Below are 24,794 nucleotides of genomic sequence, written 5' to 3'. Positions count from 1 at the left end.
GGTAGGCGCAGCTTTTCGCGGCGGGGGGAAATCCGATGGCCAGGTAGATCACGTGTTTTCTGGACACCTCAAAACGCTAGCATGGCGGCCCTCTCCACCGTCTCCGCCCTTTTCGCACGCGAGTTCGCCTGTGAGTTCATCTGCGAGTCCATCTGCAAATGCGTCTGTGGGTTCGTCTGTGGGTTCGTCTGTGGGTTCGTCTGTGGGTTCGTCTGTGGGTTCGTCTGTGGGTTCGTCTGCGGGGGCGGTGATCCCGGTGGACCACCGCCCCCCTCCCCCGTACCGAGGTCAGCCGCCGATGACGACGCGCCGCACGCCGGCCCACTTCGCCGGGTCCGTCGTGCGGCGGCCGTCGACCAGGACCCGGACGTCCGGCAGGTCGGCGGCGGAGAGTTCGCGGTACTCGGCGTGGTCGGCCTGGAGGATCGCCGCGGTGACGGCCTGGTTCTCGTGCGGGACCAGGCCGTGGGCTCTCAGCTCCTCGGGGGTGTACATCGGGTCCGAGACGAACGGCACAGCGCCGCGTGCCCTGAGCGCCTCGACGACGCCGAACACCCCGGAGAACGCGGTCTCCTTGACGGCCCCGCGGTAGGCGGCGCCCAGCACCAGGACCCCGACGCCGTCCAGGTCGCCGTAGGCGGCGGCCAGCAGGTCGACGGCGTACGCGGGCATCGCGGCGTTCGCCTCGCGGGCCGCGCGTACGACGGTCGCCTCGGGGTCGTTCCACAGGTACATCCGCGGGTAGATTGGGATGCAGTGGCCGCCGACGGCGATGCCGGGCTGGTGGATGTGGCTGTAGGGCTGGCTGTTGCAGGCGTCGATGACCTTCTTGACGTCGATGCCGTGTCGGTCGGCGAACCGGGCGAACTGGTTGGCCAGGCCGATGTTGACGTCCCGGTAGGTGGTCTCGGCGAGCTTCGCCAGCTCGGAGGCCTCCGCCGTGCCGAGGTCCCAGACGCCGTTGGGGCGGGGCAGGTCCTCGCGCTCGTCGAAGTCGAGCACGGCCTCGTAGAACGCGACGCCGGCCGCGCAGGACGCCTCGTCGATGCCGCCGACGAGCTTGGGATAGCGGCGCAGGTCGGCGAAGACCCGGCCGGTCAGCACCCGCTCCGGGGAGAAGACCAGGGGGAAGTCCTCGCCCGGGGTGAGGCCGGAGCCCTCGGCCAGCATCGGTGCCCAGCGGGTACGGGTGGTGCCGACGGGCAGGGTGGTCTCGTAGCTGACCAGGGTGCCGGGCCCGAGGCCCGCCGCGACGGCCTTGGTGGCGGCGTCCATCCAGCCGAAGTCGGGGGTGCCCTCGGCGTCCACGAAGAGCGGGACGACGACCACGACGGCGTCGGACGCGGCGACCGCGGCGGTGGTGTCCGTCGTCGCGGAGAGCAGACCGGCGCCTACCGTCTCCTTGAGCTTGACGTCCAGGTCGTGCTCGCCGGGGAACGGCTCGGTGGCCGCGTTGACCAGCTCGACGACCTTCTCGTCGACGTCCGCTCCGATGACCGTGTGGCCCTTGGCGGCGAACTGCACGGCGAGCGGGAGCCCGATCTTGCCGAGCGCGACTACACAGATGTTCATCGGGACACTTTCCTCTTCAGCCTGGACAGCGTTCGGCGCAGCCGGGTGCCCACGCCGGGCTTCGGTTCCCACAGCGGGGCCGTCGTGACGACGAGCCGCCCCTTCGGGTTGGAGTTCGCCGCGACGCGGTGGGGCGTGGCCCTCCCCCACCGGCGGGCCAGCGGTATCGGCAGGCCGTCGGTGCGGACCGGGATCTCGTACGTGGTGCCCGCGACGTCGACGTAGAGGCGCACCCCGCGCTTGGCCCGGCCGGGCTCGACCGGGATGCGGGCGCCCAGCAGGGTGCCGGTGGAGTCCTCGGCGGGCTCCCTGGTGAACGCGCCGGCCACCTTCGGGCGCGGGGCGTGCTCGGGCAGCTTGCGGCCTGCGGCCTTGTCGGCGCTCTTGGGCAGGGCGCCCTGGGCGAGGGCGACGACGGCCGAGGACGTGTCGCCGGTGATGCCGACGCGCAGCCTCAGGGCGAGGGCGACCTCGTCCCCCTCCTGCTCCCAGCCGACCGACTCCAGCTTCGTACCGGCCGCGAGCCTGCCCGTGACCGACTCGCGTGCCTCGTACCACCGGTCGTCGAGGCCGATACCGGCGTCCCGGAACCCCGGGTAGGGGGCGAAGGCGCGGTCCCCCTCCAGCAGGAAGGGCGGCGCCCCGTGCTCCGCCTCGTCCGCGATGGCGCGGGTCAGCTCCTCGACGGCGCCCTGCCGCGCGAGGCCGAAGCGGACGCGTCTCTTCACGCCGGTCGCGTCGCGCAGGCCGTCGGTGAAGTAGGTGTCCAGCAGCGCGGCCAGCCCCTCGCAGATCTCCCGCCGGGTTGCGAGAGGGAGCGCGGGGAAGTCGTCGAGCAGGAGCTTGGACAGCTCCCACTGGAAGTGCCGCTTGAGAACGGCGTCGCGCCGGGGCCCGGCCGGGATGAGTCCGGCGGTGTGCTCCATGATGCGCGCCGTGCACCGGAGCCGGGAGAGGTGGTCCGCCCGGTAGGTGATGTTGCTCGCGTCACCGCGCTTGACGGCGTAGTAGTACGTGTAGTCCGAGAGCACGGAGATCCTGCGGGCCCGGACGCACGCCTCGATGGTGAACGGCTGGTCGCTGCCGACGGGCAGGTCCTCGGGGAACCGCAGCCCGTACTTCTCCACCAGTTCGCGGCGGAAGAGCTTGGTGTTGGCGAGCGTGAAGGGCAGCGCCGAGTCGTAGAGGCTGATGTCGGGCCGGTTGCCCGAGTACAGCTTCTGGTGGACGTAGCGCCCGTTGGTGCCGACCATCTTGCCGATCACCACGTCGGACTCGTGGGCGTCGGCGCAGGCGACCATGCGCTCCAGCGCCTCCTCACCGAGGTGGTCGTCCGCACCGACGAAGTAGACGAACCGGCCGGTGGCCAGCTCCAGGGCGCGGTTGCTCGGAGCCGCGGGCCCGCCCGCGTTGGGCTGGTGGACCACGGTGAGGACGTCCGGGTACCGCTCCGCGAAACGGTCGAGTTCGTCGCCGCTGTCGTCGGTCGATCCGTCGTCCACCGCGATGACCTCCAGCCGTTGCGGGCCGATGCTCTGCCCCACGAGGGAGTTCAGGCACGCGGTGAGGTACGGCATGGTGTTGTGGACGGCGACGACGACCGTGACGTCAGGGGTTCTGGCCATCCCCGGCTCCTTGCGTCAGTCGGGTGTAGACCCCGTCGAGAACCTCGGCCTGGGCCTCCCAGACCCACTCGTCCAGTCGTCCCTCCACCTCGTAGGCGGCCGTGTAGCGCTTGGGCCGGTCGAGCACGGCCCGGACGGCTCGTACGTAGTCGGTGACGTTCTCCGCCTCGAAGACCTCGCCCTGACCGGTCCGCCGGGTCATCTCCGCCATCGTCCTCACATCGCTGACCACCAGCGGTAGCCGGGCATGCGCGTACTCGAAGAACTTGGTGATCAGGGCGATCTCGTGGTTCGGCCAGTGGTGGATCGGGATGACGCCGACATCGGCGGTGGACAGGAACGAGACGACCTGCCAGTGCGGCACGTACGGCACGGCGTGCACCCGGTCCTGGACACCGAGCTTCTCGGCCCGGTCCATCAGCTCCCGGATGTACGGGAGTTCGGGGTGGCTCGCCACGAACGCGACATGCGCCTCCGGCAGCTCGACAAGCCCCTCCACCATGATGTCCAGGCCGCGCTGGCGCGCGGCGAGACCGCTGTAGACGAGCAGGGGGACATCCGGGCCGATGCCGCACAGCGCGCGCAGGTCCGGCACCGGCAGGCCGGTGAAGCGTGAGGCCTCGGCCGCCTCCGGCGCGTTGAGCACCACCGCCGGGCGCTCGGGCAGCCGGTGGGTCTCCTGGAGGAGGTCGGCCAGGCCACCGGAGACGGTCACCACCGCGTCGGCGTACCTGGCGTGTTCCCGCTCGTACGCCACCATCGCCGGCAGCTTCCGCTGGTTGGCCCAGGAGCGCACGCCGGGCAGGTACTCGTGGGCGTCCCAGACCAGGGAGACCTTCCGGCCGGCCGCGCGGGCGCGGAGCTTGGCGCGGGAGCCGACGCCCAGCATCCGGAAGTCGTTGGCGTGGATGATGTCCGGCCGCAGCTCGTCGATGACGGGCCCGTAGGCCAGTTCGAAGTCCCAGACGCTGGGGTCGAGCCGCCGCCACGCGCGCTCCCCCATGGTCGTGAGCCAGAAGGCCGTGGTCGCCCTGTCGAGGGCGGTGGCGCGGCTCTTGCGGATGTTGCTCAGCTTCCTGGTGTGCCGCATGCGGATCTTCACCCAGCGGCCGGTGGCCCTGGCCGCCCCCCTGCGTGCCGCGAGCCACGCCCGGCCGCCCGCGGAGCCGAGCGCCGAGCGGTCGTCGCCCGTCTTCAGCGCGGCACCGCGTACCCGGAGGTCGGCGCGCCACGCCTTGACCTGCTGCATACGGAACTCGGCCACCCGTTCGGACGGATAGGCCAGGGGGCGGCGCATCGGAGCACCGCGCAGGTCCTTGGGGCGGGTCGCCATCTTGGCCTTGACCCCCAGGAGGCGGACCTCGGCGTCGCCGAGCCGCCAGGTCGTCTCCTCCTCCTTGCCGGAGAACTTGCCCAGCAGGATGACGTCCCAGCCGGCCGCGGCCGCCGAGCTCGCCTGCTTCTGCACGCGGGAGTCGCCGTGCACGCTGTTGTCGACGAGCATGACGATACGGCCGCGCGCACCCTTGCCGGTCGGCGCGGTGGTGTCCGTGGGATCAGCGGTGGTGTCCGTGGGATCAGGGATGTCAGGTGCCATGTTCCGTCCGGTCCGGAGCCGTGAGAGTGACAGTGGTGCGGCTGGAGGCGGACTCCAGCACCGCTTCGGCCACCTCGACGGTGAGGAGCCCCTGCCGCAGGGTGCAGACATCGGCGGGCTTGCCCCGCACGGCGTCGCGGAAGAGCTCGTGCTCGACGAGCAGCGGCTCGCGCTTGGGGATGGCGTAGCGGATCATGTCGCCCTCGGCGACACCGCGGAAGGCGCGCAGCGCCTCCCATTCGGTGGCGACCGCGGCGTTGGAGTGGAAGGTCAGGTCGGCGGTGAGGGTGTCGGCGATGAAGCAGCCGCGCTCCCCGGTGGCCGAGGTGAACCGCTCCTTGAGCGGGCTCAGCCAGTTGACCAGGTGGTTGGCCATCGTGCCGTCGGAGAGCTGGCCCACGGCGGAGACCATGTCCTCGTGCGAGCGGCCCGACTTGGAGACGGTGTGGGCGGCGATCGACGTGTACGTCTGGCCGGTGACCCAGCCCGTGAGGTCGATGTCGTGCGTGGCGAGGTCCTTGACCACGCCGACGTCGGCGATCCGGTGCGGGAAGGGGCCCTGGCGGCGGGTGACGACCTGGTAGACGTCGCCCAGCTCGCCGGCCTCCAGGCGGCTGCGCAGGGAGAGCAGGGCCGAGTTGCAGCGCTCGATGTGGCCGACGCCCGCGACCAGGTCGCGGGACTCGAACGCCTCGACCAGGCGGCGGGCGCCCTCGACGGTGTCCGCGAGCGGCTTCTCGATCAGGGCGCAGACACCGGCCTCGGCGAGCTGGAGGCCGACCTCCTCGTGCAGGCCGGTGGGGCAGGCGATGACGGCGTAGTCGATGCCGAGGGCGATGAGCTCCTGGACGGTGGACAGGACGGGCGTGCCCTGCGCCCAGCCGTTCTTGTCGCCCATCGGGTCGACGGCGCCGACCAGCTCGACGCCTTCCAGGCCCGCGAGGATCCGGGCGTGGTGGCGGCCCATGGAGCCGAGGCCGATGAGCCCGGCCTTCAGTACGGCGCTCACAGGCTCTCTCCCAGGGAGTTCACAGCGGTCACGATGCGCTCCAGGTCGTTCCGGCTGAGCGAGGGGTGCACGGGCAGTGAGACGACCTCGGCGGCCGCCTTCTCGGTCTCGGGCAGCTCCCAGGTGCGGCCCGCCTTCCGGTCCGGCTCCCCGTAGGGCTTGAGGCGGTGGATGGGTGTCGGGTAGTAGACCGCATTGCCGACGCCCGCATCGGTAAACGTGGCCGTCGCGGCGTCCCGGTCACCCCGGATCCGCACGGTGTACTGGTGGTAGACGTGCCGGGCGCCCTCGGCGACCGGTGGCGTGATGACGCCCGGGGCGGTGATGTTCGCGTCGAGGTAGGCGGCGTTGGCGCGGCGCCGGTCGGTCCAGCCCTCGACCTTGGCGAGCTGGACCCGGCCGATGGCGGCGGAGACGTCGGTCATCCGCATGTTGGCGCCGACGATCTCGTTGGCGTACCGCTGCTCCATGCCCTGGTTGCGCAGCAGGCGCAGCGTACGGGCCAGTTCGGCGTCGCCCGTGGTGACCATGCCGCCCTCGAGGGAGTGCATGTTCTTGGTCGGGTAGAAGCTGAAGGTGCCGCCCGCGCCGAACGCGCCCACCGGGGTGCCGTTCAGCGCCGCCGCGTGGGCCTGGCAGGCGTCCTCGACCACGGCGATCCCGTGCTTCTCGGCGATCGGCACGAGCCTGTCCATCGCCGCCGGGTGGCCGTAGAGGTGGACCGGCATGACCGCGGCGGTGCGCGGGGTGACGGCGGCTTCGACGGCCGCCGGGTCGAGGCCGAAGCTGCCCGGCTCGATGTCGGCGAAGACCACGTCGGCGCCGGTCAGACGGACCGCGTTGGCGGAGGCGGCGAAGGAGAAGGAGGGGACGATCACCTCGTCGCCGGGGCCGATGCCCAGCGCGAGGAGCAGCAGCTGGAGGGCCGAGGTGCCCGAGTTGACGGCGATGCAGTGGCGCCCGTCGACCAGGCGGGAGAAGCCCTCCTCGAACGCCTCGACCTCGGGCCCCTGCACGACCCGGCCGCTGCGCAGTACGCGTACGGCGGCCTCGATCTCCTCTTCCCCGATGACCGGACGGGCAGCGGGAATGGGCTGCTCGTTGATGCTCGTCATGGCCGTTCCTCCTTGAACACCGCAAGAGCTCGTTACCGGGCAGAATTCTGAGGTGCGGGACGCCTTATGAGGCCGCGCGAAACCCCACCGGCGCGATGCCGACGCCCTGCCGGGGAATAGGGTCCGGCCTGTGATCCACCGGACCGTCACCAATTGTAGTTTCTCCGGAGGCCTTTGACAGACCAGCAGCCTTCATCACATTATCAGGAATTACTTAAACCATTTCGAACTGTTCATCAATTCGCGCATCAGTTCTGAAAAAGGCCCGTGGCCCGCCCCGAGAATATCGGGACGGGCCACGGGCGAGGAACAACCGATCGCGCCGGCGTCAGCCGGCTGACGCCTCACCGTCGGTGGACGCCGAAGCGGTCACGGAAGGCGACGACTGCTCGGCGGCGACGGTCTTCTTCGTCGCCTTCTTCGCGGCCGTCTTCGCCGTCGTCTTCTTCGCGGCGGTCTTCTTGGCGACGGTCTTCTTCGCGGCCGTCTTCTTGGCCACCGCCTTCTTCGCCGGTGCCTTCTTGGCGGCCGTCTTACGGGCCGTCTTCTTCGCCACGGGCGCCTCCTCCGGCTCACCGGACGCGGGGGCCTCGGCGGCCTCGGCTTCCGGGGCCTTCGGCTCGGGCGCCGACTCGACGACGACGACCGCGGCCTCCTGCGAGCCCGTGGGCGAACCCGCCGGAGCGGTGGCCTTACGGGTCGCCCGGCGGCGGGCCCGCGGCGGTGCGGCCTCCTGGGGGGCCTCGGCCTCGGGGGCCGGCTCCTGGGCCTGTGCGGGCGCCTCGACGACCGGGTCCTCCGCGGCGACCGGGTCCGTGGCGGGCTCGGCCGGCTGCACCGGCTCCGCCGCCTCGGCCGGCTTCGGCGCACCCGCCGGGGCGGACGCCTTACGGGTGGCACGACGGCGCGTACGGCCCTGGGGCGCGGCCTCGGCCACCTCGGCGGCCGGGGCTTCCGGCGCCTTGGGCTCGGGCGTGTCGGCGGTCGGCTCCGCGGCAGGCTCCGCCTCGGTGGCGGGAGCGGGCGCCTCGCTGACCGGAGCAGGGGCCTCCGTCGCGGGGGCAGGGGCCTCGGTGACGGGGGCGGGTGCCTCGGCCACCGGGGCGGGAGCCTCGGTCCTCGGGGCGCCGGCCGGGGCCGACACCTTGCGGGAGGCCCGGCGGCGGCCACGGCCGCGCGAGGCGGCGGCCTCGGCCTCGGCCGGGCTGCTGTAGAACTCCTCGTCGGCGGCCGGCTCCAGGTCCGCCAGGGAGACCGGAGCGGCGACCTCGGCGGCCAGCTCGGCCTCGGACTCGGTCTCCACGGGCTCGGCCGTGTGGTCGTCGTGGCCGTGGTCCTGCTCGTGACCGTGCTCGTGGTCCTGGCCCGCGCCGCCACGGCCGCGCTTCTTGGACTTCTTGGAACCGCCGCCGCCACCGACGGACGTCGGCTGCTCCATGTGGACGATCACACCGCGCCCGTTGCAGTGGACGCAGGTCTCGGAGAAGGACTCCAGCAGACCCTGGCCCACCCGCTTGCGGGTCATCTGGACCAGGCCGAGCGAGGTGACCTCGGCGACCTGGTGCTTGGTGCGGTCGCGGCCCAGGCACTCCAGCAGGCGCCGCAGGACGAGGTCCCGGTTGGACTCCAGCACCATGTCGATGAAGTCGACGACGACGATGCCGCCGAGGTCGCGCAGCCGCAGCTGGCGCACGATCTCCTCGGCCGCCTCCAGGTTGTTCCTGGTGACGGTCTCCTCCAGGTTGCCGCCCTGGCCGGTGAACTTGCCGGTGTTGACGTCGACGACGACCATCGCCTCGGTCTTGTCGATCACCAGCGAACCGCCGCTGGGCAGGTAGACCTTGCGGTCCAGCGCCTTCATCAGCTGCTCGTCGATGCGGTACGTCGCGAAGACGTCGACCTCGGAGGTCCAGCGCGAGAGCCGCTCGGTGAGGTCGGGCGCCACGTGCGAGACGTAGCCGTGGATGGTCTCCCAGGCGTCGTCACCGCTGACGATGACCTTGGAGAAGTCCTCGTTGAAGATGTCGCGGACGACCCGGACGGTCATGTCCGGCTCGCCGTAGAGCAGCGTCGGCGCGTTGGAGCCGCTGGTGCCCTTCGCCTTCTTCTGGATCTCCTCCCACTGCCCCTGGAGCCGCTCGACGTCACGGCGCAGCTCGTCCTCGCTGGCGCCCTCGGCGGCGGTGCGCACGATGACGCCCGCGTCCTCGGGGACGATCTTCTTGAGGATCGACTTGAGGCGGGAGCGCTCGGTGTCGGGCAGCTTGCGGCTGATCCCGGTCATCGAGCCCTCGGGCACGTAGACCAGGTAGCGGCCGGGCAGCGAGACCTGGCTGGTCAGGCGGGCGCCCTTGTGGCCGATCGGGTCCTTGGTCACCTGGACCAGGACCGACTGGCCGGACTTGAGCGCGGTCTCGATACGGCGCGGCCCGTGGGCCATGCCGAGCGCCTCGAAGTTGACCTCACCGGCGTACAGGACGGCGTTGCGGCCCTTGCCGATGTCGACGAACGCGGCCTCCATGGAGGGCAGGACGTTCTGCACCTTGCCCAGGTAGACGTTGCCGACGTAGCTGGTGGCCTGCTCCTTGTTGACGTAGTGCTCGACGAGCACGTTGTCCTCGAGGACGCCGATCTGGGTGCGCTCGCCGCTCTGGCGGACGACCATCACGCGCTCGACGGCCTCGCGGCGCGCCAGGAACTCCGCCTCGGTGATGATCGGGACGCGGCGGCGGCCCTGCTCGCGGCCCTCGCGGCGGCGCTGCTTCTTCGCCTCCATACGGGTCGAGCCCTTGATGGACTGGACCTCGTCGAAGCCGGTGCCCGGCTCGCGCTCCGCCTCCTTCTTGCGGGGCTCGCGGACCTTGACGACCGTACGCTCCGGGTCGTCCGTGCCGTTGTCGGCCTCGGCCCCGCCCTCACCGCTGCGGCGACGGCGACGGCGACGACGGCGGCTGCTGCTCGACCCGGAGGCCGAGGAGTCGTTGTCGGTGTCGTTGTCCTCGTCGGCCTCGTCGGTGTCCTGGCCCTCGGCCTGCTCGTCCTCGGCGCGGGTCTCCTCGGCGCGGGACGGTGCGGGCGCCTCGTCGGCGTGCTGCTGCTCGGCCTCGTCCGTGTCGTTGGCCTCGCCACGGCGGCGCCGGCGGCCACCGCGACGGCGGCGGCGCGAGGGGCGGTCGCCGTACTCGTCGGTGTCCTCGCCCTCGTGCTCGTCCGCCTCGGCCTCGGGGGCCTCCTCGACGGGCTGCTCGACGGGCGCCTCCACCGGGGCGGCGGGCGCTGCGGCCTGCTCGGCCTCGGCGGCCTCACCACGGCGGCGGCGACGGCGGCGCGAGCCGCTCTGCGGCGCGGCCTCGGCGGGGGCGGGGGCCTGCTCGACCTCGGCGGTCTGCTGCTCCTCGGCCTCGTCCACCTCGTCGTACGCGGAGGAGGAGCCGGCCGCGGCAGCGGCGGCGGCCGCCGTCTCGGGGGTCTGGAACATCGGCTCGGCGAAGACCGGGGCCTGGAACACGGCGACGGCGGGGCGCGTGGCGCGGCGGCCCTTGCGGGTCGGCTCCTCGGTCTTGGCGGTGAACTCGGGGCGGCCCGCGGCGGCGGTGGCCCGGCGGCGCTGGCGTCCGCGCGGGGCGGCCTCCTCGACCTCCTCCACCTCGGCGGCGAGCTCCTCGGCGACGGCGGCGGGCAGGCTCTCGCCGGCCTCGGCGCTCTCCACGGGCTCCTCGGCCACGGCGGCCGGCTCGGCCGCCTCGGTGACCTGCGGGGCTCCGGCGGGCGCGGTGGCCTTACGGGAGGCGCGGCGGCGGCTGCGCGGGGCCGGGGCCTCCTCGGCGGGGGCCGGGGCCTCCTCGGCGACCTCGGCGGCGGGCTCGTTCACCGCTTCCGGGGTGGCGGCCTGGGGGGTGCCGGCCGGGGCGGAGGCACGGCGGCGGGTGCGGCCACGCGGGGCCTCGGCGGCGGGCGCGGCGGCCTCGGCGGCCGGCGCGGCCACGGGCTCGGCGGGCGCGGCCGGCTCGACCACGACAGCGGCCTCTGCGGCCGGCGGGGCACCGGCGGGCGCGGTCGCCTTACGGGAGGCACGGCGGCGGCGCGGGGCCGGCGGCTCCGGGGCGGCCTCGGGCTCGACGGCCTCGGCTTCGGCCTCCTCGTCCACGAGAGGCTCCTCCGCGAGGCGCTCGACCGGCTCGGCCGGCGTCTCGACGACCTCCACGGCCTCGGCGGCCTGCGGGGCACCGGCCGGGGCGGTGGCCTTGCGGACGGCACGGCGGCGGGTGCGCGGGGCCGGGGCCTCCTCGGCGGCCGCCGGGGCGGCGGTCTCGGCGGCCTGGGTCTCGGCGGCGGCCGGGGCGGCGGTCCCGACGGCCTCGACGGCCACCTCGGCGGCCTGCGGGGCGCCCGCGGGAGCGGTCACCTTGCGCACGGCACGGCGGCGCGTACGGGCGGGCGGTGCGGTCTCGGGAGCGGTCCCGGGGGCCGTCTCCTCGGGCGCGCTGTCCGGGGCCGGCACGGCGGCGGCCTCGGCGGCCGGTGCGCTCTCCTCGGTGGCGGGCGTCACGGCCGCGCCGGGCGGGCCGGCCGGCCGGGAAGCGGCGCGGCGCCTGCGGCGCGGCGGCAGCTTGTCCCCGGGGGTGTTCTCTTCGTTGTTCCCGTTGGTGGCGGGTTCGTTCGGCTGAGGCATGCGGGCGGTTCTCCCGTCGCGCTCCCGGGCGCCGCGTCTGATTCCGGTCCGGCACGGTCCGCAGTGGTGCGGCAGGGCCGTCCGGGGCGCGGGCGCCGCACGGGAGCTGATGTCTGGCTCGCCGGTTCCGTTCGCGGTGTTGCGGACGGCCTGGCGAAAGTCTTATGGGTCAGTGCGCGGCCCGACCCAGGTGGCTCCCGAGTCGGAGGGCTGCGCTACAACGACCGCCTTACGCGGAACCTGCACCTTCCGGCGCCGTCGCGACGGCTGCTGCGACCGCGGAATGTGCGGTCGGGGCGGCCTCGCGGTCGGGCGCGAGCGGGTCGGTCACCGTGCCGGACTCCTCGTCGAAGAGCCCCTGCGCCAGCCGTGTCACCGCAGCGGGGACGGGCGGCGCCAGGTCGGCCACAGCGCGGAGACCGGACAGGACGTCGTCGGGTCGCACGGCAGGTGTCACGTGCCGAACAACCAGCCGCAGTATCGCACAGGGCTTGTCCCCGGGCCTATCAGCCGGTGGATCAAGAGCCTGTAGATCGGCGACGGCGGCGCGGGCGTCGAAGGTGCGGATGCCGTTCTTCGCCTTGCGCTGGACCTCGACGGCCTCGGCGGCGTTGAACGCGTCGACGGCCGCGCGGGCCTCGTCGGGATCGACGCCCTCCAGGCGCATCTCCCAGACGGAGGCGGTCAGCCGCTCGGCGAGGCCCGGGGTGCGGGCCTCCACCGCGTCGGTGATGTCGAGACCGTCCGGCAGCGAACCGTCGAGCAGCTCGCGCAGGAGGTCGGGGTCGCGCGCCTCGGTGAGGGCGATCTCCAGGAACTCGGCCTCGCTGCCCGTGCCGGTGGGTGCGGCATTGGCGTAGGAGACCTTGGGGTGCGGGGTGAATCCCGCCGAGTACGCCATCGGCACCTCCGAGCGGCGCAGTGCCCGCTCGAAGGCCCGCTGGAAGTCGCGGTGGCTGGTGAACCGGAGGCGGCCGCGCTTGGTGTAGCGCAAACGGATGCGCTGCACTGCCGGTGCGGGCGGCGGGCCTTCGGGCTGTCGCTTGCCCAGTGGTTCTTCTCCTCGGTGCGGGGCGGGCGCGGTGGAGCGCCGCCCACGAAGTACGGGGTGGTCCCCGGGGTGCCGCTCCGGCTCACCCCTGCTTGACGAGTTTCTCGCCCAGCAGGGAGGTCTCGGACGCCTGCGCCGCGCTGGGGACAGTCGTTGTACTACCCAGAGTACGCGCAGGCACCCCCAGCGGTTCCCGGGACCGCGCCCGTCCCGTCCCGCCGACCAGTGCGCGCCAGGCGTCGCGGCGGGCCTGCCGCACGGTCTCCCGGGCGGTGGCGAGGGCCGCGCGGGCCGCTCGGCCCGCCTCCACCGCGGCGTGCCGGGCCGGGGCCCACAGGCCGTCCCGTACGAAGTGGCCGACCGGGGTGCACACCGTGCGGTAGGCCCACGCCACCGGAACACCGATCAGGTGCCGGGCCAGCCAGGCGATCCCCCGGCCCACCGCGCGGGAGAGGTATCCGGCGATCCGCCAGGCGACCTCGGCGGCCTCCGCGATCTCCCGGCCGACCGGGGCGAGGACGCGGCGGTACAGCCAGGAGGCGGGGGCGACGAGCGACGTCATGACCAGCCAGGTGACCGCGGTCCCCAGCCCGCGCCCGAGGGCCGCGAGGCCCTGCCAGAGATGACCGGAGAGCCGGGCGAGCCCCCGCCAGGCCCCGCCCAGGACCCAGGCCGTGCCCTGCCACAGCAGCCCCAGAGCCCAGGCCGTGCCCTGCCACACCTTGTCCAGCAGCCAGGCGGTCCCCCGGCCGACGGGGGCGAGGACGGACCCGTACAGCCACATCAGCGGCACGGCCACCCCGTACCGCGCCGCCGGGACGAGCACGTACCGCCACAGGCCGGCCGCGGGCGCGACGACCAGCGTGGCGAACAGCCAGGCCAGCCCGGTCCCGAGGCCGCGGGCCGCCGGGGCCAGCACGGCGGTACCGATCCACCGCAGGCCGTGGCCGAGCGGGGTGAGAACCCGCTCGTACAGCCACACCGCCGGGAGCGCGATCCCGTACCTCGCCACCGGGACGGCCACGTACCGCCACAGGCCGATCCAGGGCCGGATGAGAAGGGCGGTGGCGAGCCAGGTGGCGGCCAGGGCCAGCGGGGTGAGGACGTGGGCGTACAGCCAGGCCGACGGGGTCAGTACGAGGGTGTCGACGAGCCAGGCCAGCCCCCGGCCCAGCGGGCGGAGCAGGGTCCGGTCGGCGGCGTGCCAGGCGGCGGCCAGGAGGTCCCAGACCATGCGGACGGGCAGGACGACGACCAGCACCACGAGGCGCACCGGAATCCTGATCAGCCGGATCAGGGCGGTGTCGGGCTCGTACCGGTCCAGCTCCTGGTGCCTGCTCTCGTCGTCCATGCCGGGAATGACGCGGAGGCCCGGTCCGGGGTTGCCGGGCCGGGCCTCGCGGTCACCGTGCTGTTACAGAGGGACGTGTGGGGAGCGACGGGCTACTTGTTGACCACGCTCAGCGGGAGCAGCTTCTTGCCGGTGGGGCCGATCTGGATGTCCAGGTCGAGCTGCGGGCAGACGCCGCAGTCGAAGCAGGGGGTCCAGCGGCAGTCCTCGACCTCGGTCTCGTCCAGCGCGTCCTGCCAGTCCTCCCAGAGCCAGTCCTTGTCCAGACCGGAGTCGAGGTGGTCCCAGGGCAGGACCTCCTCGTAGGTGCGCTCGCGGGTGGTGTACCAGTCGACGTCCACGCCGAACTCGGGCAGCGTCTTGTCGGCGCAGTTCATCCAGAGGTCGTAGCTGAAGTGCTCGCGCCAGCCGTCGAAGCGGCCGCCCGACTCGTAGACCGCGCGGATGACGGAGCCGACGCGCCGGTCGCCGCGCGAGAGCAGGCCCTCGACGATGCCGGGCTTGCCGTCGTGGTAGCGGAAGCCGATGGAGCGGCCGTACTTCTTGTCGCCGCGGATCTTGTCCCGGAGCTTCTTCAGCCGGGCGTCGGTGTCGGCGGCGCTCAGCTGCGGGGCCCACTGGAAGGGGGTGTGCGGCTTGGGCACGAAGCCGCCGATGGAGACCGTGCAGCGGATGTCGTTCTGGCCGGAGACCTCGCGGCCCTTGGCGATGACGTTGACCGCCATGTCGCCGATCTGGAGGACGTCCTCGTCGGTCTCGGTGGGCAGGCCGCACATGAAGTACAGCTTCACCTGGCGCCAGCCGTTGCCGTAGGCGGTGGCCACCGTCCGGATCAGGTCCTCCTCCGAGACCATCTTGTTGATGACCTTGCGCATCCGCTCGGAGCCGCCCTCGGGGGCGAAGGTGAGACCGGAGCGGCGGCCGTTGCGGGTCAGCTCGTTGGCCAGGTCCACGTTGAACGCGTCGACGCGGGTGGAGGGCAGCGAGAGGCCGACCTTGTCGTCGGTGTAGCGGTCGGCGAGCCCCTTGGCGATGTCACCGATCTCGCTGTGGTCCGCGGAGGAGAGGGAGAGCAGGCCGACCTCCTCGAAGCCGGTCGCCTTGAGCCCCTTGTCGACCATCTCGCCGATGCCGGTGATGCTTCGCTCCCGCACGGGGCGCGTGATCATGCCGGCCTGGCAGAAACGGCAGCCGCGGGTGCAGCCGCGGAAGATCTCCACGGACATCCGCTCGTGCACGGTCTCCGCGAGCGGGACCAGCGGCTGCTTGGGGTAGGGCCACTCGTCCAGGTCCATGACGGTGTGCTTGGAGACGCGCCACGGCACGCCGGACCGGTTGGGCACGACGCGGCCGATGCGGCCGTCGGGGAGGTACTCGACGTCGTAGAAGCGCGGGACGTAGACGCCGCCGGTCTTCGAGAGCCGGAAGAGGACCTCGTCGCGGCCGCCGGGGCGGCCCTCGGCCTTCCAGGCGCGGATGATCTCGGTGATCTCCAGGACGGCCTGTTCGCCGTCGCCGATGACCGCGCAGTCGATGAACTCCGCGATCGGCTCGGGGTTGAACGCGGCGTGGCCGCCCGCGAGGACGATCGGGTGGTCCACCGTGCGGTCCGCGGCCTCCAGCGGAATGCCCGCCAGGTCCAGGGCGGTGAGCATGTTGGTGTAGCCCAGCTCGGTGGAGAAGCTCAGCCCGAAGACGTCGAAGGCGCCGACGGGGCGGTGGCTGTCCACGGTGAACTGGGGCACGCCGTGCTCGCGCATCAGCTCCTCGAGGTCGGGCCAGACGCTGTACGTGCGCTCGGCGAGGACGCCCTCGCGCTCGTTCAGTACCTCGTAGAGGATCATGACGCCCTGGTTGGGCAGCCCGACCTCGTAGGCGTCGGGGTACATCAGGGTCCAGCGGACGTCGCAGCTGTCCCAGTCCTTGACGGTGGAGTTCAGCTCACCGCCGACGTACTGGATGGGCTTCTGCACATGCGGGAGCAGGGCTTCGAGCTGTGGGAAGACCGATGCGGCAGACATCTCGCGAACCTTCGTGAGCCGGCTGGGGTGACCATTCAGCGTACCGCGCGGCTCAGTGCTTCAGATCCGCCCGGAGTGCGGGACCGGAGGCCCGTTCCCACACCTCGGGCAGCTCGCGCTCCCGTGCCTCGGCGCTCGCCTCCTCCCGTCCGTACAGAAGTCCCCAGGTGAAGGCGGTCTCCCCGGCGGCGTGGGACTGGATCGCGAGGGTGCGCAGGGCGTCGCGGGCCACCACGCTGTCCTGGTGGTCGCCCAGGACGGATTGCACGGCCTTCATCCGCTTGGCGAACCGTTTGGCGGGCTTTCCGAGAGCGGGCCGGGCCGCGTCGCCCGCGTACCGGGCGCGTTTGGCGGCCTTGCGGGCCTCGTGCATCGCCGCGTCCCGCTCCGGGCCCGGCGGCTGCTCCAGGGCGCGGTCCATGCGGCGCGCGAGCTTCTTGTAGTCCTTGAGCACCGCGCGGGGCAGGGCCTCGGCGGGTGCGCGGGTGGCGGCGGGGCGCAGGGGCGGGTCGGCGCTGAGCGCGTCCAGGGTGTCCAGGAGGGCCAGATACCGGTCCCCGTCCAGTACGGCGACGACCTTGCGGCGCGATCCGGTGCGGCGGGCGGCCGACCAGATCTTCAGCCGGCCGCGGACCGGGCCGAGGACCAGGGTGCCGGGCAGCTCCTCGATCCGGGTGGTCAGCCGGTCGTCCAGGACCTCCTGGTCGCGGTCGACGCCCAGTTCGCCGGCGAGCCACTTGAGCTCGGCGCCGACGGGGTCGGTGACCTCGCGGTCCAGGATCGTGCGGTAGGTCTTGAAGGCGCTGCGCAGGCGCCGGGTCGCCACGCGCATCTTGTGCACGGAGTCGGGCAGGTCGCGGCGGACGGCGGGGTCCCGGTCGACGATCGCCTGGATCTGTTCGCGTACGTAGGCGAGGACGTGGTCGCCCGCGGTGTGCGGCGCGTCCTTCTTCCGGCCCTTCCCCTCACGTACGGGTGTCGTCTCCGCCAGCGCCCTGGCCAGCTTCGACGGGGAGTCCGAGGGGCGCACCCCGGCCTTGCGCAGCCGCTTCTCGACCGCGTCCAGGAAGGCGGGGTCGCCGTCGTCGGCCAGCTCGACCTCGATCTCGGTCCAGGTGGCGGTGGCGCCGGTCCCCTCCCCCGCGAGCCGTTCGGCGCACACCGTGTCGACGGCGACCTCGGCGAGGAGGGTGCCGTCGGCGGCCGTCAGGTGCCGGACGTCACGGGAGGTGAGCAGGCGGACGACGGGGGCCGGTTCGTCGTGGCGGAGGCGGGAGCGGAGCAGGGCGGCGAAGGAGCGCGGCAGGGTGTCGGCGAGCGGTTCGTGGAGCTCGTCGCGGATGCCGGTGGCGACGGGGAACTTGAGGTGCCAGCCCTCGTCGGCCCCGCCGGTCCTGCGGCGCAGGGTGAGGGAGCCGGCGGCGAGGCGGAGGTCGGCGGTGTCGTGGTAGACGGCGTCCAGCTCCGTCACGCCCCGCTGCACGACCCGGCCGACCCCGGCCACCCGGCTCAGGTCGGGCAGCCGGGTGGCGTCGGTGGCCTCGTACTTCCGCTCGATCTCGCGCTTGGTGTCCGCCATATACGGACACCTACCCCCGTGGGCCGGGTTCAGGCGGACATCGGCCGCTGCACCCTGATCGACTGAAGGAGCCCGATCGCGACCCAGACGGCGAACATCGAGGACCCTCCGTAGGAGACGAAGGGCAGCGGCAGACCGGCCACCGGCATGATGCCGAGCGTCATGCCGATGTTCTCGAAGGACTGGAAGGCGAACCAGGCGATGATGCCGGCGGCGACGATCGTGCCGTACAGCTCGGTCGTCTCGCGGGCGATCCGGCAGGCGCGCCACAGGACGACGCCGAGCAGGAGGATGATCAGCCCGGCGCCGAGGAAGCCCAGCTCCTCACCGGCGACGGTGAAGACGAAGTCGGTCTGCTGTTCGGGGACGAACTGGCCGGTGGTCTGGGTGCCCTGGAAGAGCCCGGTGCCGGTGAGCCCGCCGGAGCCGATCGCGATGCGGGCCTGGTTGGTGTTGTAGCCGACGCCGGCCGGGTCGAGCGCCGGGTTGGCGAAGGCGGCGAAGCGGGCGATCTGGTAGTCGTCGAGCAGCCCCAGCTGCCAGACGGCGACGCCTCCGGCGGCTCCCGTGCCGAGCAGGCCGAAGACCCAGCGGTTGGAGGCGCCGGAGGCGAGCAGGACGCCGAGGACGATGACGGCCATCACCATCACCGAGCCGAGGTCCGGCATGAGCATGACGACGGCCATGGGGACGGCCGCGATGCCCAGCGCCTTGGCGACGGTGCGGTGGTCGGGATGGGCCTGGTCGCCCGCGTCGACACGGGCGGCCAGCAGCATCGCCATCCCGAGGATGATGGTGATCTTGGTGAACTCGGAGGGCTGGATCGAGAAGCCGGCGGGGAGCTTGATCCACGCGTGGGCGCCGTTGACCGTGGTGCCGAGCGGGGTGAGCACGGCGAGGACCAGCAGCACCGAGATGCCGTAGAGGACCGGGACGGCCCCGCGCAGGGTGCGGTGGCCGAGCCAGATCGTGCCGACCATCAGGGCGAGGCCGATGCCGGTGTTCAGGGTGTGCCGGAACAGGAAGAAGTACGGGTCGCCCTGGGTCAGGTGGTCGCGGTTGCGGGTGGCCGACCAGACGAGCAGCGAGCCGAGGAGGGAGAGCGCGAGCGCGGCTGCCATCAGCGGCCAGTCCAGCCGCCGCACGAGGGAGTCGCGGGCGGTCAGCTTGGCCCAGGAGCCGGGCTCGGGGGCGTACCGGGGGACGGAGAAGCCGCCTGCCATCAGGGTTGCCTCCCCGCCGCGGGCGACCCGGTGAGACCCGGCTGGCCCTGGGGCTGCGGCAACAGGATCTCGGGGTCCGCCTCCTGGCCTTCCGGCTGCGTCGGCTCGGGGTTGTACGGCTCGACCTTCGGGCCGTGGATCGAGCCGTCGGGCTGGATCTTCGGCAGCGCCTTCTGGGGCTGGGGCAGCAGGGCCTTCTTCAGGTCCTGGTTGCCCTCGGCGTCGAGGCCGTAGAGCGCGTCGTAGATCTTGCGGACGGCGGGTCCGGAGGCGCCGGAGCCGGTGCCGCCCTGGGAGATCGTCATGATGACCGTGTAGTCGTCGGTGTAGGTGGCGAACCACGAGGTGGTCTGCTTGTCGTGCACCTGCGCGGTGCCGGTCTTGGCGCGCATCGGGATCTTCTCCTGCGGCCAGCCGCCGAACCGCCAGGCGGCGGTGCCGCCGGGCTCGACCACCGAGCGCAGCCCCTTGTCGAGGTCCTTGACGGTCTTGGCGTCGATGGGCAGCTTTCCGGTGGCCTTGGGCTTGATCTCCTGGACGGTCTTGCCGTCGGGGCTGATCACGGCCTTGCCGACGGTGGGCGCGTAGAGGGTGCCGCCGTTGCTGATGGCGGCGTAGGCGGTGGCCATCTGGATGGGGGTGACGAGGACGTCACCCTGGCCGATGGCGTAGTTGATGCTGTCGTAGGCCTTGAGCTGGTTGCCTTCGAGGCAGCTCTCGTAGGCGATCTGCTGCACGTAGGTGCCGCCCTTCTTGCCCTCCTTGCACCAGGCGTCCTTGTTCGCCTCCCAGAAGTTCTGCTTCCACTCCCGGTCGGGGATGCGGCCCTTGACCTCGTCCGGCAGGTCGATACCGGTCGTGGAGCCGAGGCCGAAGTCACGGGCGGTGGTGTAGAACCAGTTCTTGGCGTCCTTCTTCGGCTTTATGCCGCCGTCCCGCACCCACTCCTCGTGGCCCAGACGGTAGAAAACGGTGTTGCAGGAGTATTTGAGCGCGTCGCCGAGGGTGATGGGGCCGTGGCCCTGGGACTCGAAGTTGGCGAAGGTCTGGCTGCCGAGGCTGTAGGAGCTGCTGCAGTTGTAGCGGCCGTCGAAGGGGTGGCCGCCCCGCACGGCGGCGCTCGCGGAGACCACCTTGAAGATGGAGCCGGCGGGCGCCTGGCCCTGGATGGCCCGGTTGAGCAGCGGGTAGTTGGACTTCTTGCTCGTGAGCTTGGCGTACTCCTTGCCGGAGATGCCGCCGACCCAGGCGTTGGGGTCGTAGTCGGGCTGGGAGGCCATCGCGACGACGCGGCCGGTCCGGGACTCCATGACGACCACGGCGCCGGAGTCGGCCTCGTACTTACGGCCGGTGATCTTGTCGGTCTCCTGGCGGACGGTCTTCATCGCCTGCGCGAGCTCGTACTCGGCCACCGCCTGCACCCGGGCGTCGAGGCTGGTGACGAGGTTGGAGCCGGGCACCGCCGGGTCGTTCTCCGCCTCGCCCATGACACGGCCGAGGTTGTCGACCTCGTAGCGGGTGACGCCCGCCTTGCCGCGCAGCTCCTTGTCGTACGTGCGCTCCAGCCCGAAGCGGCCGACCTGGTCGGAGCGCAGGAACGGCGACGGCCCGTCCTTCGCCTTCTGGATCTCGTCGTCGGTGACGGGCGACAGATAGCCGAGGACCTGCGCGGTCTTCGCCTTGCCGGGTGCGGCGTAGCGGCGTACGGCGGTGGGCTCGGCGGTGATGCCGGGGAAGTCCTCGGCGCGCTCGCGGATCTGGAGGGCCTGCTGGGTGGTGGCCTCGTCGGTGACCGGGATCGGCTGGTAGGGCGAGCCGTTCCAGCAGGGCTGGGGGGTCTTGGCATCGCAGAGGCGGACCTTGTCCCTGACGTCCTCGGGCTTCATGTCCAGGACGTCGGCGAGCCGGGTGAGGACGCCGACGCCGTCGTCCTTCATCTTCAGCAGCTCGGTGCGGCTCGCGGAGACGACGAGCCGGGTCTCGTTGTCGGCGAGCGGTACGCCGCGCGCGTCGAGGATCGAGCCGCGCACGGCGGGCTGGACGACCTGCTGCACACCGTTGCCCGCCGCTTCGGCGGTGTACTCGTCGCCGTTGCGGATCTGGAGGTACCACAGGCGCCCGCCGAGGGTGAACAGCAGCGAGAGGACGAGGACCTGGATGACGATGAGCCGGATCTGGACCCGTTGGGTCCGCCCGGTCTCGGGGATGTTGCTCACAGGGCGCCCCCGGTCTCCCGCGTCGAGTACGGCTTCACAGTCGCTTGACCCCCTTGATGCGGCCGGCGCGGGCGGCGCGGTTGCGGGCGGCCTTGACGCGCAGGCCGCCGCGCTGGCTGCCGATCCGCAGACCGGTGCCCGAGGCGAGCCAGCCCGCGGCGACGTCGTTGGAGCCGGAGGAGGCCTCGGAGACCGGGTCGTTCTCGGTGCGTCTGGCCAGCGCCATGATCAGCGGCACCGTGAAGGGGGCCAGCAGCAGGTCGTAGACCGCGGCGGTGAACAGCAGGCTGCCCAGGCCCACATGGCGGGCGGCCGTGTCGCCGACGAGGGCGCCGACGCCCGCGTACAGCAGGGTCGAGCCGATCGCGGCGGCGACCACCACGGCCATCGGGGCGAAGGCCGACTTGAGCTGCCCGTTCTCCGGCCGGGCCAGGCCCGCGAGGTAGCCGATGAGACAGAGCACCAGGGCGTAGCGCCCGGCGGCGTGGTCGGCGGGGGGCGCGAGGTCCGCGAGGAGGCCCGCGCCGAAGCCGATGAGCGAACCGCTGACGGGCCCGTACACGAAGGCGAGTCCGAGGACGGTGAGGAGCAGCAGGTCGGGGACGGCGCCGGGGAGCTGGAGGCGGGCGAGGACGGAGACCTGGACGACGAGGGCGACGACGACCAGGACGGTGGAGAGCAGAGTCCGGTTCAGGCGCATGGGGATCAGCTCTACTCCTGGTCGTTTGCCGCGTTGTCGGGTTGCTGTGCGTCGCCCTGCTGGTCGTTGACGTTGCCGACGACCTTGCCCGAGCCGTCGACGATGTCGCCGCCGGGCTGGACGGTGACGGTGACCGTGGGGGCCGGCTTCGTCTCCGTCTTGGCGGGCGCCTTCGGCAGGACCGCGTCGCGGGGGTCCGAGCGCGGGGCCTGGACGACGACGCCGACGATGTCGAGCTTGGTGAACCCGACGTACGGCTTCACGTGGACGGTCCGGGTCAGCGCACCGCCCGAGGGGTCGACGCGGACGACCTCGCCGACCGGGACGCCGGGCACGAAGGGCTTGTTCTTGCTGGAGCCGAAGGTGACGAGCCGGTCGCCCGGCTTCACCTCGGCCTTGCCGTTGAGGAACTGGACCGAGAGCGGGCGCGAGCCCTGGCCGGTGGCGAAACCGAGCTCGTCGGTCTTCTCCATCCGGGTGCCCACGGTGAAGTCGGGGTCGTTGGCCAGCAGGACCGTCGCGGTGCTCGGGCCGACGGTGGTGACCCGGCCGACCAGCCCCTCACCGTTGAGAACGGTCATGTCACGGCTGATGCCGTCGTCGGAGCCGGCGTCGATGGTGATCGTCCAGGAGAAGCCCTGGGCCGCTCCTATGGCGATGACCTGGGCGCCCTTGATGCCGTACTGTCCGGCGCCCGCGTTCTTCAGCATGGCGTCGAGCTGGCGGACGCGGCTGTTGGTGCGGTCGTCGCTGCCGAGCCGGGCCTTCAGCGCGGCGTTCTCCTGCTCCAGGACGGAGATCCGGTCGTGCCGGTTGCCCGAGTCCCGTACCGCCCCTATGGCGTTGCCCACCGGATTGACCGCTGCGGCGACGCCGTTCTCCACGGGTCCGAAGACCGTGGCCGCGGCCTGCCGGGCGCCGTCCACCGGTGACTCCTCGCCGCCTCGGATATCCACCGTGATCAGGGCGAATGCGATGGCGATCAGCAGCACCAGGAGCAGCCGGCTCTCTCGTGTGTCCCTCACGTGCGGCGGCCGTGCCTTCCTCGTCGGAATGTTCGTGCCTGTGTGTACGTGGCTGTCGTGACGTCAGTCGGTACGTGCACAGCAACGATCTATATCAACGATCCGGCGGGCGGAGCAGCAGCGTCCGCGCGCCGGATCGGGTGATGCTCCGTCTGCCCTACCGGCGGGGCTGGGCGTCCAGCACCTGCTGGAGCGCCTCGAACTCCTCGACGCACTTGCCGGAGCCGAGCGCCACGGAGTCCAGCGGGTCCTCGGCGATGTGGATCGGCATGCCCGTCTCGTGGCGCAGCCGCTCGTCCAGGCCGCGCAGCAGCGCACCGCCGCCGGTGAGGACGATGCCACGGTCCATGATGTCGCCGGAGAGCTCGGGCGGGCACTTGTCGAGCGTCGTCTTCACGGCGTCGACGATCGCGTTGACCGGCTCCTCGATGGCCTTGCGCACCTCGGCGGCCGAGATGACGACCGTCTTGGGCAGCCCGGAGACCAGGTCGCGGCCGCGGATCTCGGTGTGCTCGTCCTTCTCCAGGTCGAACGCCGAACCGATCGTGATCTTGATCTGTTCGGCGGTCCGCTCACCGAGGAGGAGCGAATACTCCTTCTTGATGTGCTGGATGATCGCGTTGTCCAGCTCGTCACCGGCGGTGCGGATCGACTGGGCAGTGACGATTCCGCCGAGGGAGATCACCGCGACCTCGGTGGTGCCGCCACCGATGTCCACGACCATGTTGCCGGTGGCCTCGTGGACGGGCAGACCGGAGCCGATGGCCGCGGCCATGGGCTCCTCGATGATGTGCACCTGGCGCGCGCCTGCCTGCGTCGACGCCTCGATGACGGCGCGGCGCTCGACCCCGGTGATACCGGAGGGCACGCAGACGACGACCCGGGGACGGGCCAGGTAACGGCGCTTGTGGATCTTGAGGATGAAGTAGCGGAGCATCCGCTCCGTGATCTCGAAGTCGGCGATCACGCCGTCCTTCAGGGGCCGTACGGCAACGATGTTGCCCGGCGTACGCCCGATCATCTTCTTGGCCTCGGAGCCGACCGCCAGAATTCCGCCGGTGTTGGTGTTGATGGCCACGACGGACGGCTCGTTCATGACGATGCCGCGCCCCCTGACGTACACCAGCGTGTTGGCAGTCCCGAGGTCGATAGCCATGTCACGGCCGATGAACGACATTGAGTTCCCCTTGTTCCCCATGAGGATGCGTCGGGCCTTCCCAAGAAGCGATGATGGCTTGTTCTGGTAGGCGAGGTTGGCGCTGCGGGCGTGGAAGCTTCCATCGTAGTGCCGTATGCACGGACACAGCGCGAGGGTCCTTCGCCGGTGTGGGCGGAACGGGTGCCCGTCCTACCCATGGTGACGTTACGTCGGAGGGATGCGTTCCCGCGATCCCGAACCCTATGCCGAAGGGCGACCGAATTACTTCGGTCGCCCTAGGCAGGCAGCGCTGTTTGGCCGATCGGGTCAGGAAAGTCCCGGAAAGAAAAGCTTCAGTTCTCGCTCTGCGGACTCCTGCGAGTCCGAGGCGTGGATGAGGTTCTCCCTGGTGATCGTGCCGAAGTCACCGCGGATGGAACCGGGCGCGGCGGCGATCGGGTCGGTGGGGCCGGCCAGGGCACGGACGCCCTCGATCACCCGCTCGCCCTCGGCCACCAGGGCGACGACCGGACCGGAGGCCATGAACTCCACGAGCGGCTCGTAGAACGGGCGGCCCTTGTGCTCACCGTAGTGCTGCTCCAGCGTGTCCTGGTCCAGGGTGCGCAGCTCCAGCGCGGTGATCCGCCAGCCCGCCTTGCGCTCGATCCGGCCGACGATCTCGCCGATCAGTCCGCGGCGGACCGCGTCGGGCTTGAGCAGGACGAGGGTGCGCTGAGTCATGTGCGGCTCCTTGCAGACACTACGGGTGCGGTGAGGCGAGATTACAGGGGTACGGAACCGGGCCGGCGGCCGGGTTCACCCAGAGTCACCTTCGGGCCCCGGCCGCCGGTGACGGGACCCCGGGCCGCCGGTCGCGGGGGCCGGGCCCCCGGGGCACGG

The 24,794-nt window shown here is 72.0% G+C and carries 17 protein-coding genes; all 17 read right to left on the bottom strand.

The genetic code is table 11. The annotated features are described in order from the left end of the window. Positions 1-48 precede the first annotated feature (48 nt). Positions 49-252, bottom strand: coding sequence for a PT domain-containing protein (locus AB0917_RS00720; protein WP_366817273.1), 204 nt, complete (start codon positions 250-252; stop codon positions 49-51). Positions 253-288: 36 nt separating this feature from the next. Next, positions 289-1,572 (bottom strand): nucleotide sugar dehydrogenase, encoded by a 1,284-nt coding sequence (locus AB0917_RS00715; RefSeq protein ID WP_366817248.1) that lies wholly within the window; start codon positions 1,570-1,572, stop codon positions 289-291. Continuing rightward, the gene (locus AB0917_RS00710; protein WP_366817247.1) at positions 1,569-3,197 is read right to left on the bottom strand and encodes a glycosyltransferase; all 1,629 of its coding nucleotides are present in this window, start codon (positions 3,195-3,197) and stop codon (positions 1,569-1,571) included. Before AB0917_RS00710 ends, AB0917_RS00715 begins: the two co-directional genes overlap by 4 nt. After that, a complete protein-coding gene (locus AB0917_RS00705; RefSeq protein WP_366817246.1) occupies positions 3,181-4,794 on the bottom strand; it encodes a glycosyltransferase in 1,614 nt (537 codons plus the stop codon). Before AB0917_RS00705 ends, AB0917_RS00710 begins: the two co-directional genes overlap by 17 nt. Beyond that, a complete protein-coding gene (locus AB0917_RS00700; protein WP_366817244.1) occupies positions 4,784-5,803 on the bottom strand; it encodes a Gfo/Idh/MocA family oxidoreductase in 1,020 nt (339 codons plus the stop codon). The genes AB0917_RS00705 and AB0917_RS00700 overlap by 11 nt, the downstream gene beginning before the upstream one ends. After that, positions 5,800-6,918, bottom strand: coding sequence for a DegT/DnrJ/EryC1/StrS family aminotransferase (locus tag AB0917_RS00695; RefSeq protein WP_366817243.1), 1,119 nt, complete (start codon positions 6,916-6,918; stop codon positions 5,800-5,802). The genes AB0917_RS00700 and AB0917_RS00695 overlap by 4 nt, the downstream gene beginning before the upstream one ends. Before the next feature lie 328 nt (positions 6,919-7,246). After that, positions 7,247-11,590, bottom strand: coding sequence for an Rne/Rng family ribonuclease (locus AB0917_RS00690; protein ID WP_366817242.1), 4,344 nt, complete (start codon positions 11,588-11,590; stop codon positions 7,247-7,249). 229 nt (positions 11,591-11,819) lie between these two features. After that, positions 11,820-12,599 (bottom strand): TIGR03936 family radical SAM-associated protein, encoded by a 780-nt coding sequence (locus AB0917_RS00685; protein ID WP_366817241.1) that lies wholly within the window; start codon positions 12,597-12,599, stop codon positions 11,820-11,822. 124 nt (positions 12,600-12,723) lie between these two features. Then, entirely contained in the window at positions 12,724-13,992 is a 1,269-nt protein-coding gene (locus tag AB0917_RS00680) for a hypothetical protein (protein WP_366817240.1), read from the bottom strand. Positions 13,993-14,084: 92 nt separating this feature from the next. Then, positions 14,085-16,013: a TIGR03960 family B12-binding radical SAM protein gene (locus AB0917_RS00675; RefSeq protein WP_366817239.1), complete on the bottom strand. Its 1,929-nt coding sequence runs from the start codon at positions 16,011-16,013 to the stop codon at positions 14,085-14,087. Between the two features lie 52 nt (positions 16,014-16,065). Continuing rightward, complete coding sequence (locus AB0917_RS00670) at positions 16,066-17,592, bottom strand: CYTH and CHAD domain-containing protein (protein WP_366817238.1); 1,527 nt, start codon at positions 17,590-17,592, stop codon at positions 16,066-16,068. A 29-nt stretch (positions 17,593-17,621) separates the two neighbouring features. Continuing rightward, positions 17,622-18,815, bottom strand: a complete 1,194-nt coding sequence (rodA, locus tag AB0917_RS00665) for a rod shape-determining protein RodA (RefSeq protein ID WP_366817237.1) — start codon at positions 18,813-18,815, stop codon at positions 17,622-17,624. Next, entirely contained in the window at positions 18,815-21,031 is a 2,217-nt protein-coding gene (mrdA, locus tag AB0917_RS00660; protein ID WP_366817236.1) for a penicillin-binding protein 2, read from the bottom strand. The genes rodA and mrdA overlap by 1 nt, the downstream gene beginning before the upstream one ends. Before the next feature lie 34 nt (positions 21,032-21,065). Continuing rightward, positions 21,066-21,731: a rod shape-determining protein MreD gene (gene mreD, locus AB0917_RS00655; protein ID WP_366817235.1), complete on the bottom strand. Its 666-nt coding sequence runs from the start codon at positions 21,729-21,731 to the stop codon at positions 21,066-21,068. A gap of 11 nt (positions 21,732-21,742) precedes the next feature. Next, entirely contained in the window at positions 21,743-22,756 is a 1,014-nt protein-coding gene (gene mreC, locus AB0917_RS00650; protein WP_366817234.1) for a rod shape-determining protein MreC, read from the bottom strand. Between the two features lie 157 nt (positions 22,757-22,913). After that, positions 22,914-23,933, bottom strand: coding sequence for a rod shape-determining protein (locus AB0917_RS00645; protein ID WP_366817233.1), 1,020 nt, complete (start codon positions 23,931-23,933; stop codon positions 22,914-22,916). Between the two features lie 288 nt (positions 23,934-24,221). After that, a complete protein-coding gene (ndk, locus tag AB0917_RS00640; protein WP_032753273.1) occupies positions 24,222-24,635 on the bottom strand; it encodes a nucleoside-diphosphate kinase in 414 nt (137 codons plus the stop codon). Positions 24,636-24,794: the final 159 nt, after the last annotated feature.

Source organism: Streptomyces sp. NPDC007346, from assembly GCF_040703535.1.
In the GTDB taxonomy this organism is placed as follows: Bacteria; Actinomycetota; Actinomycetes; order Streptomycetales; family Streptomycetaceae; genus Streptomyces.
Note: the sequence above shows the minus strand (reverse complement) of the source record. Positions and strands in the feature narration are given on the sequence as shown.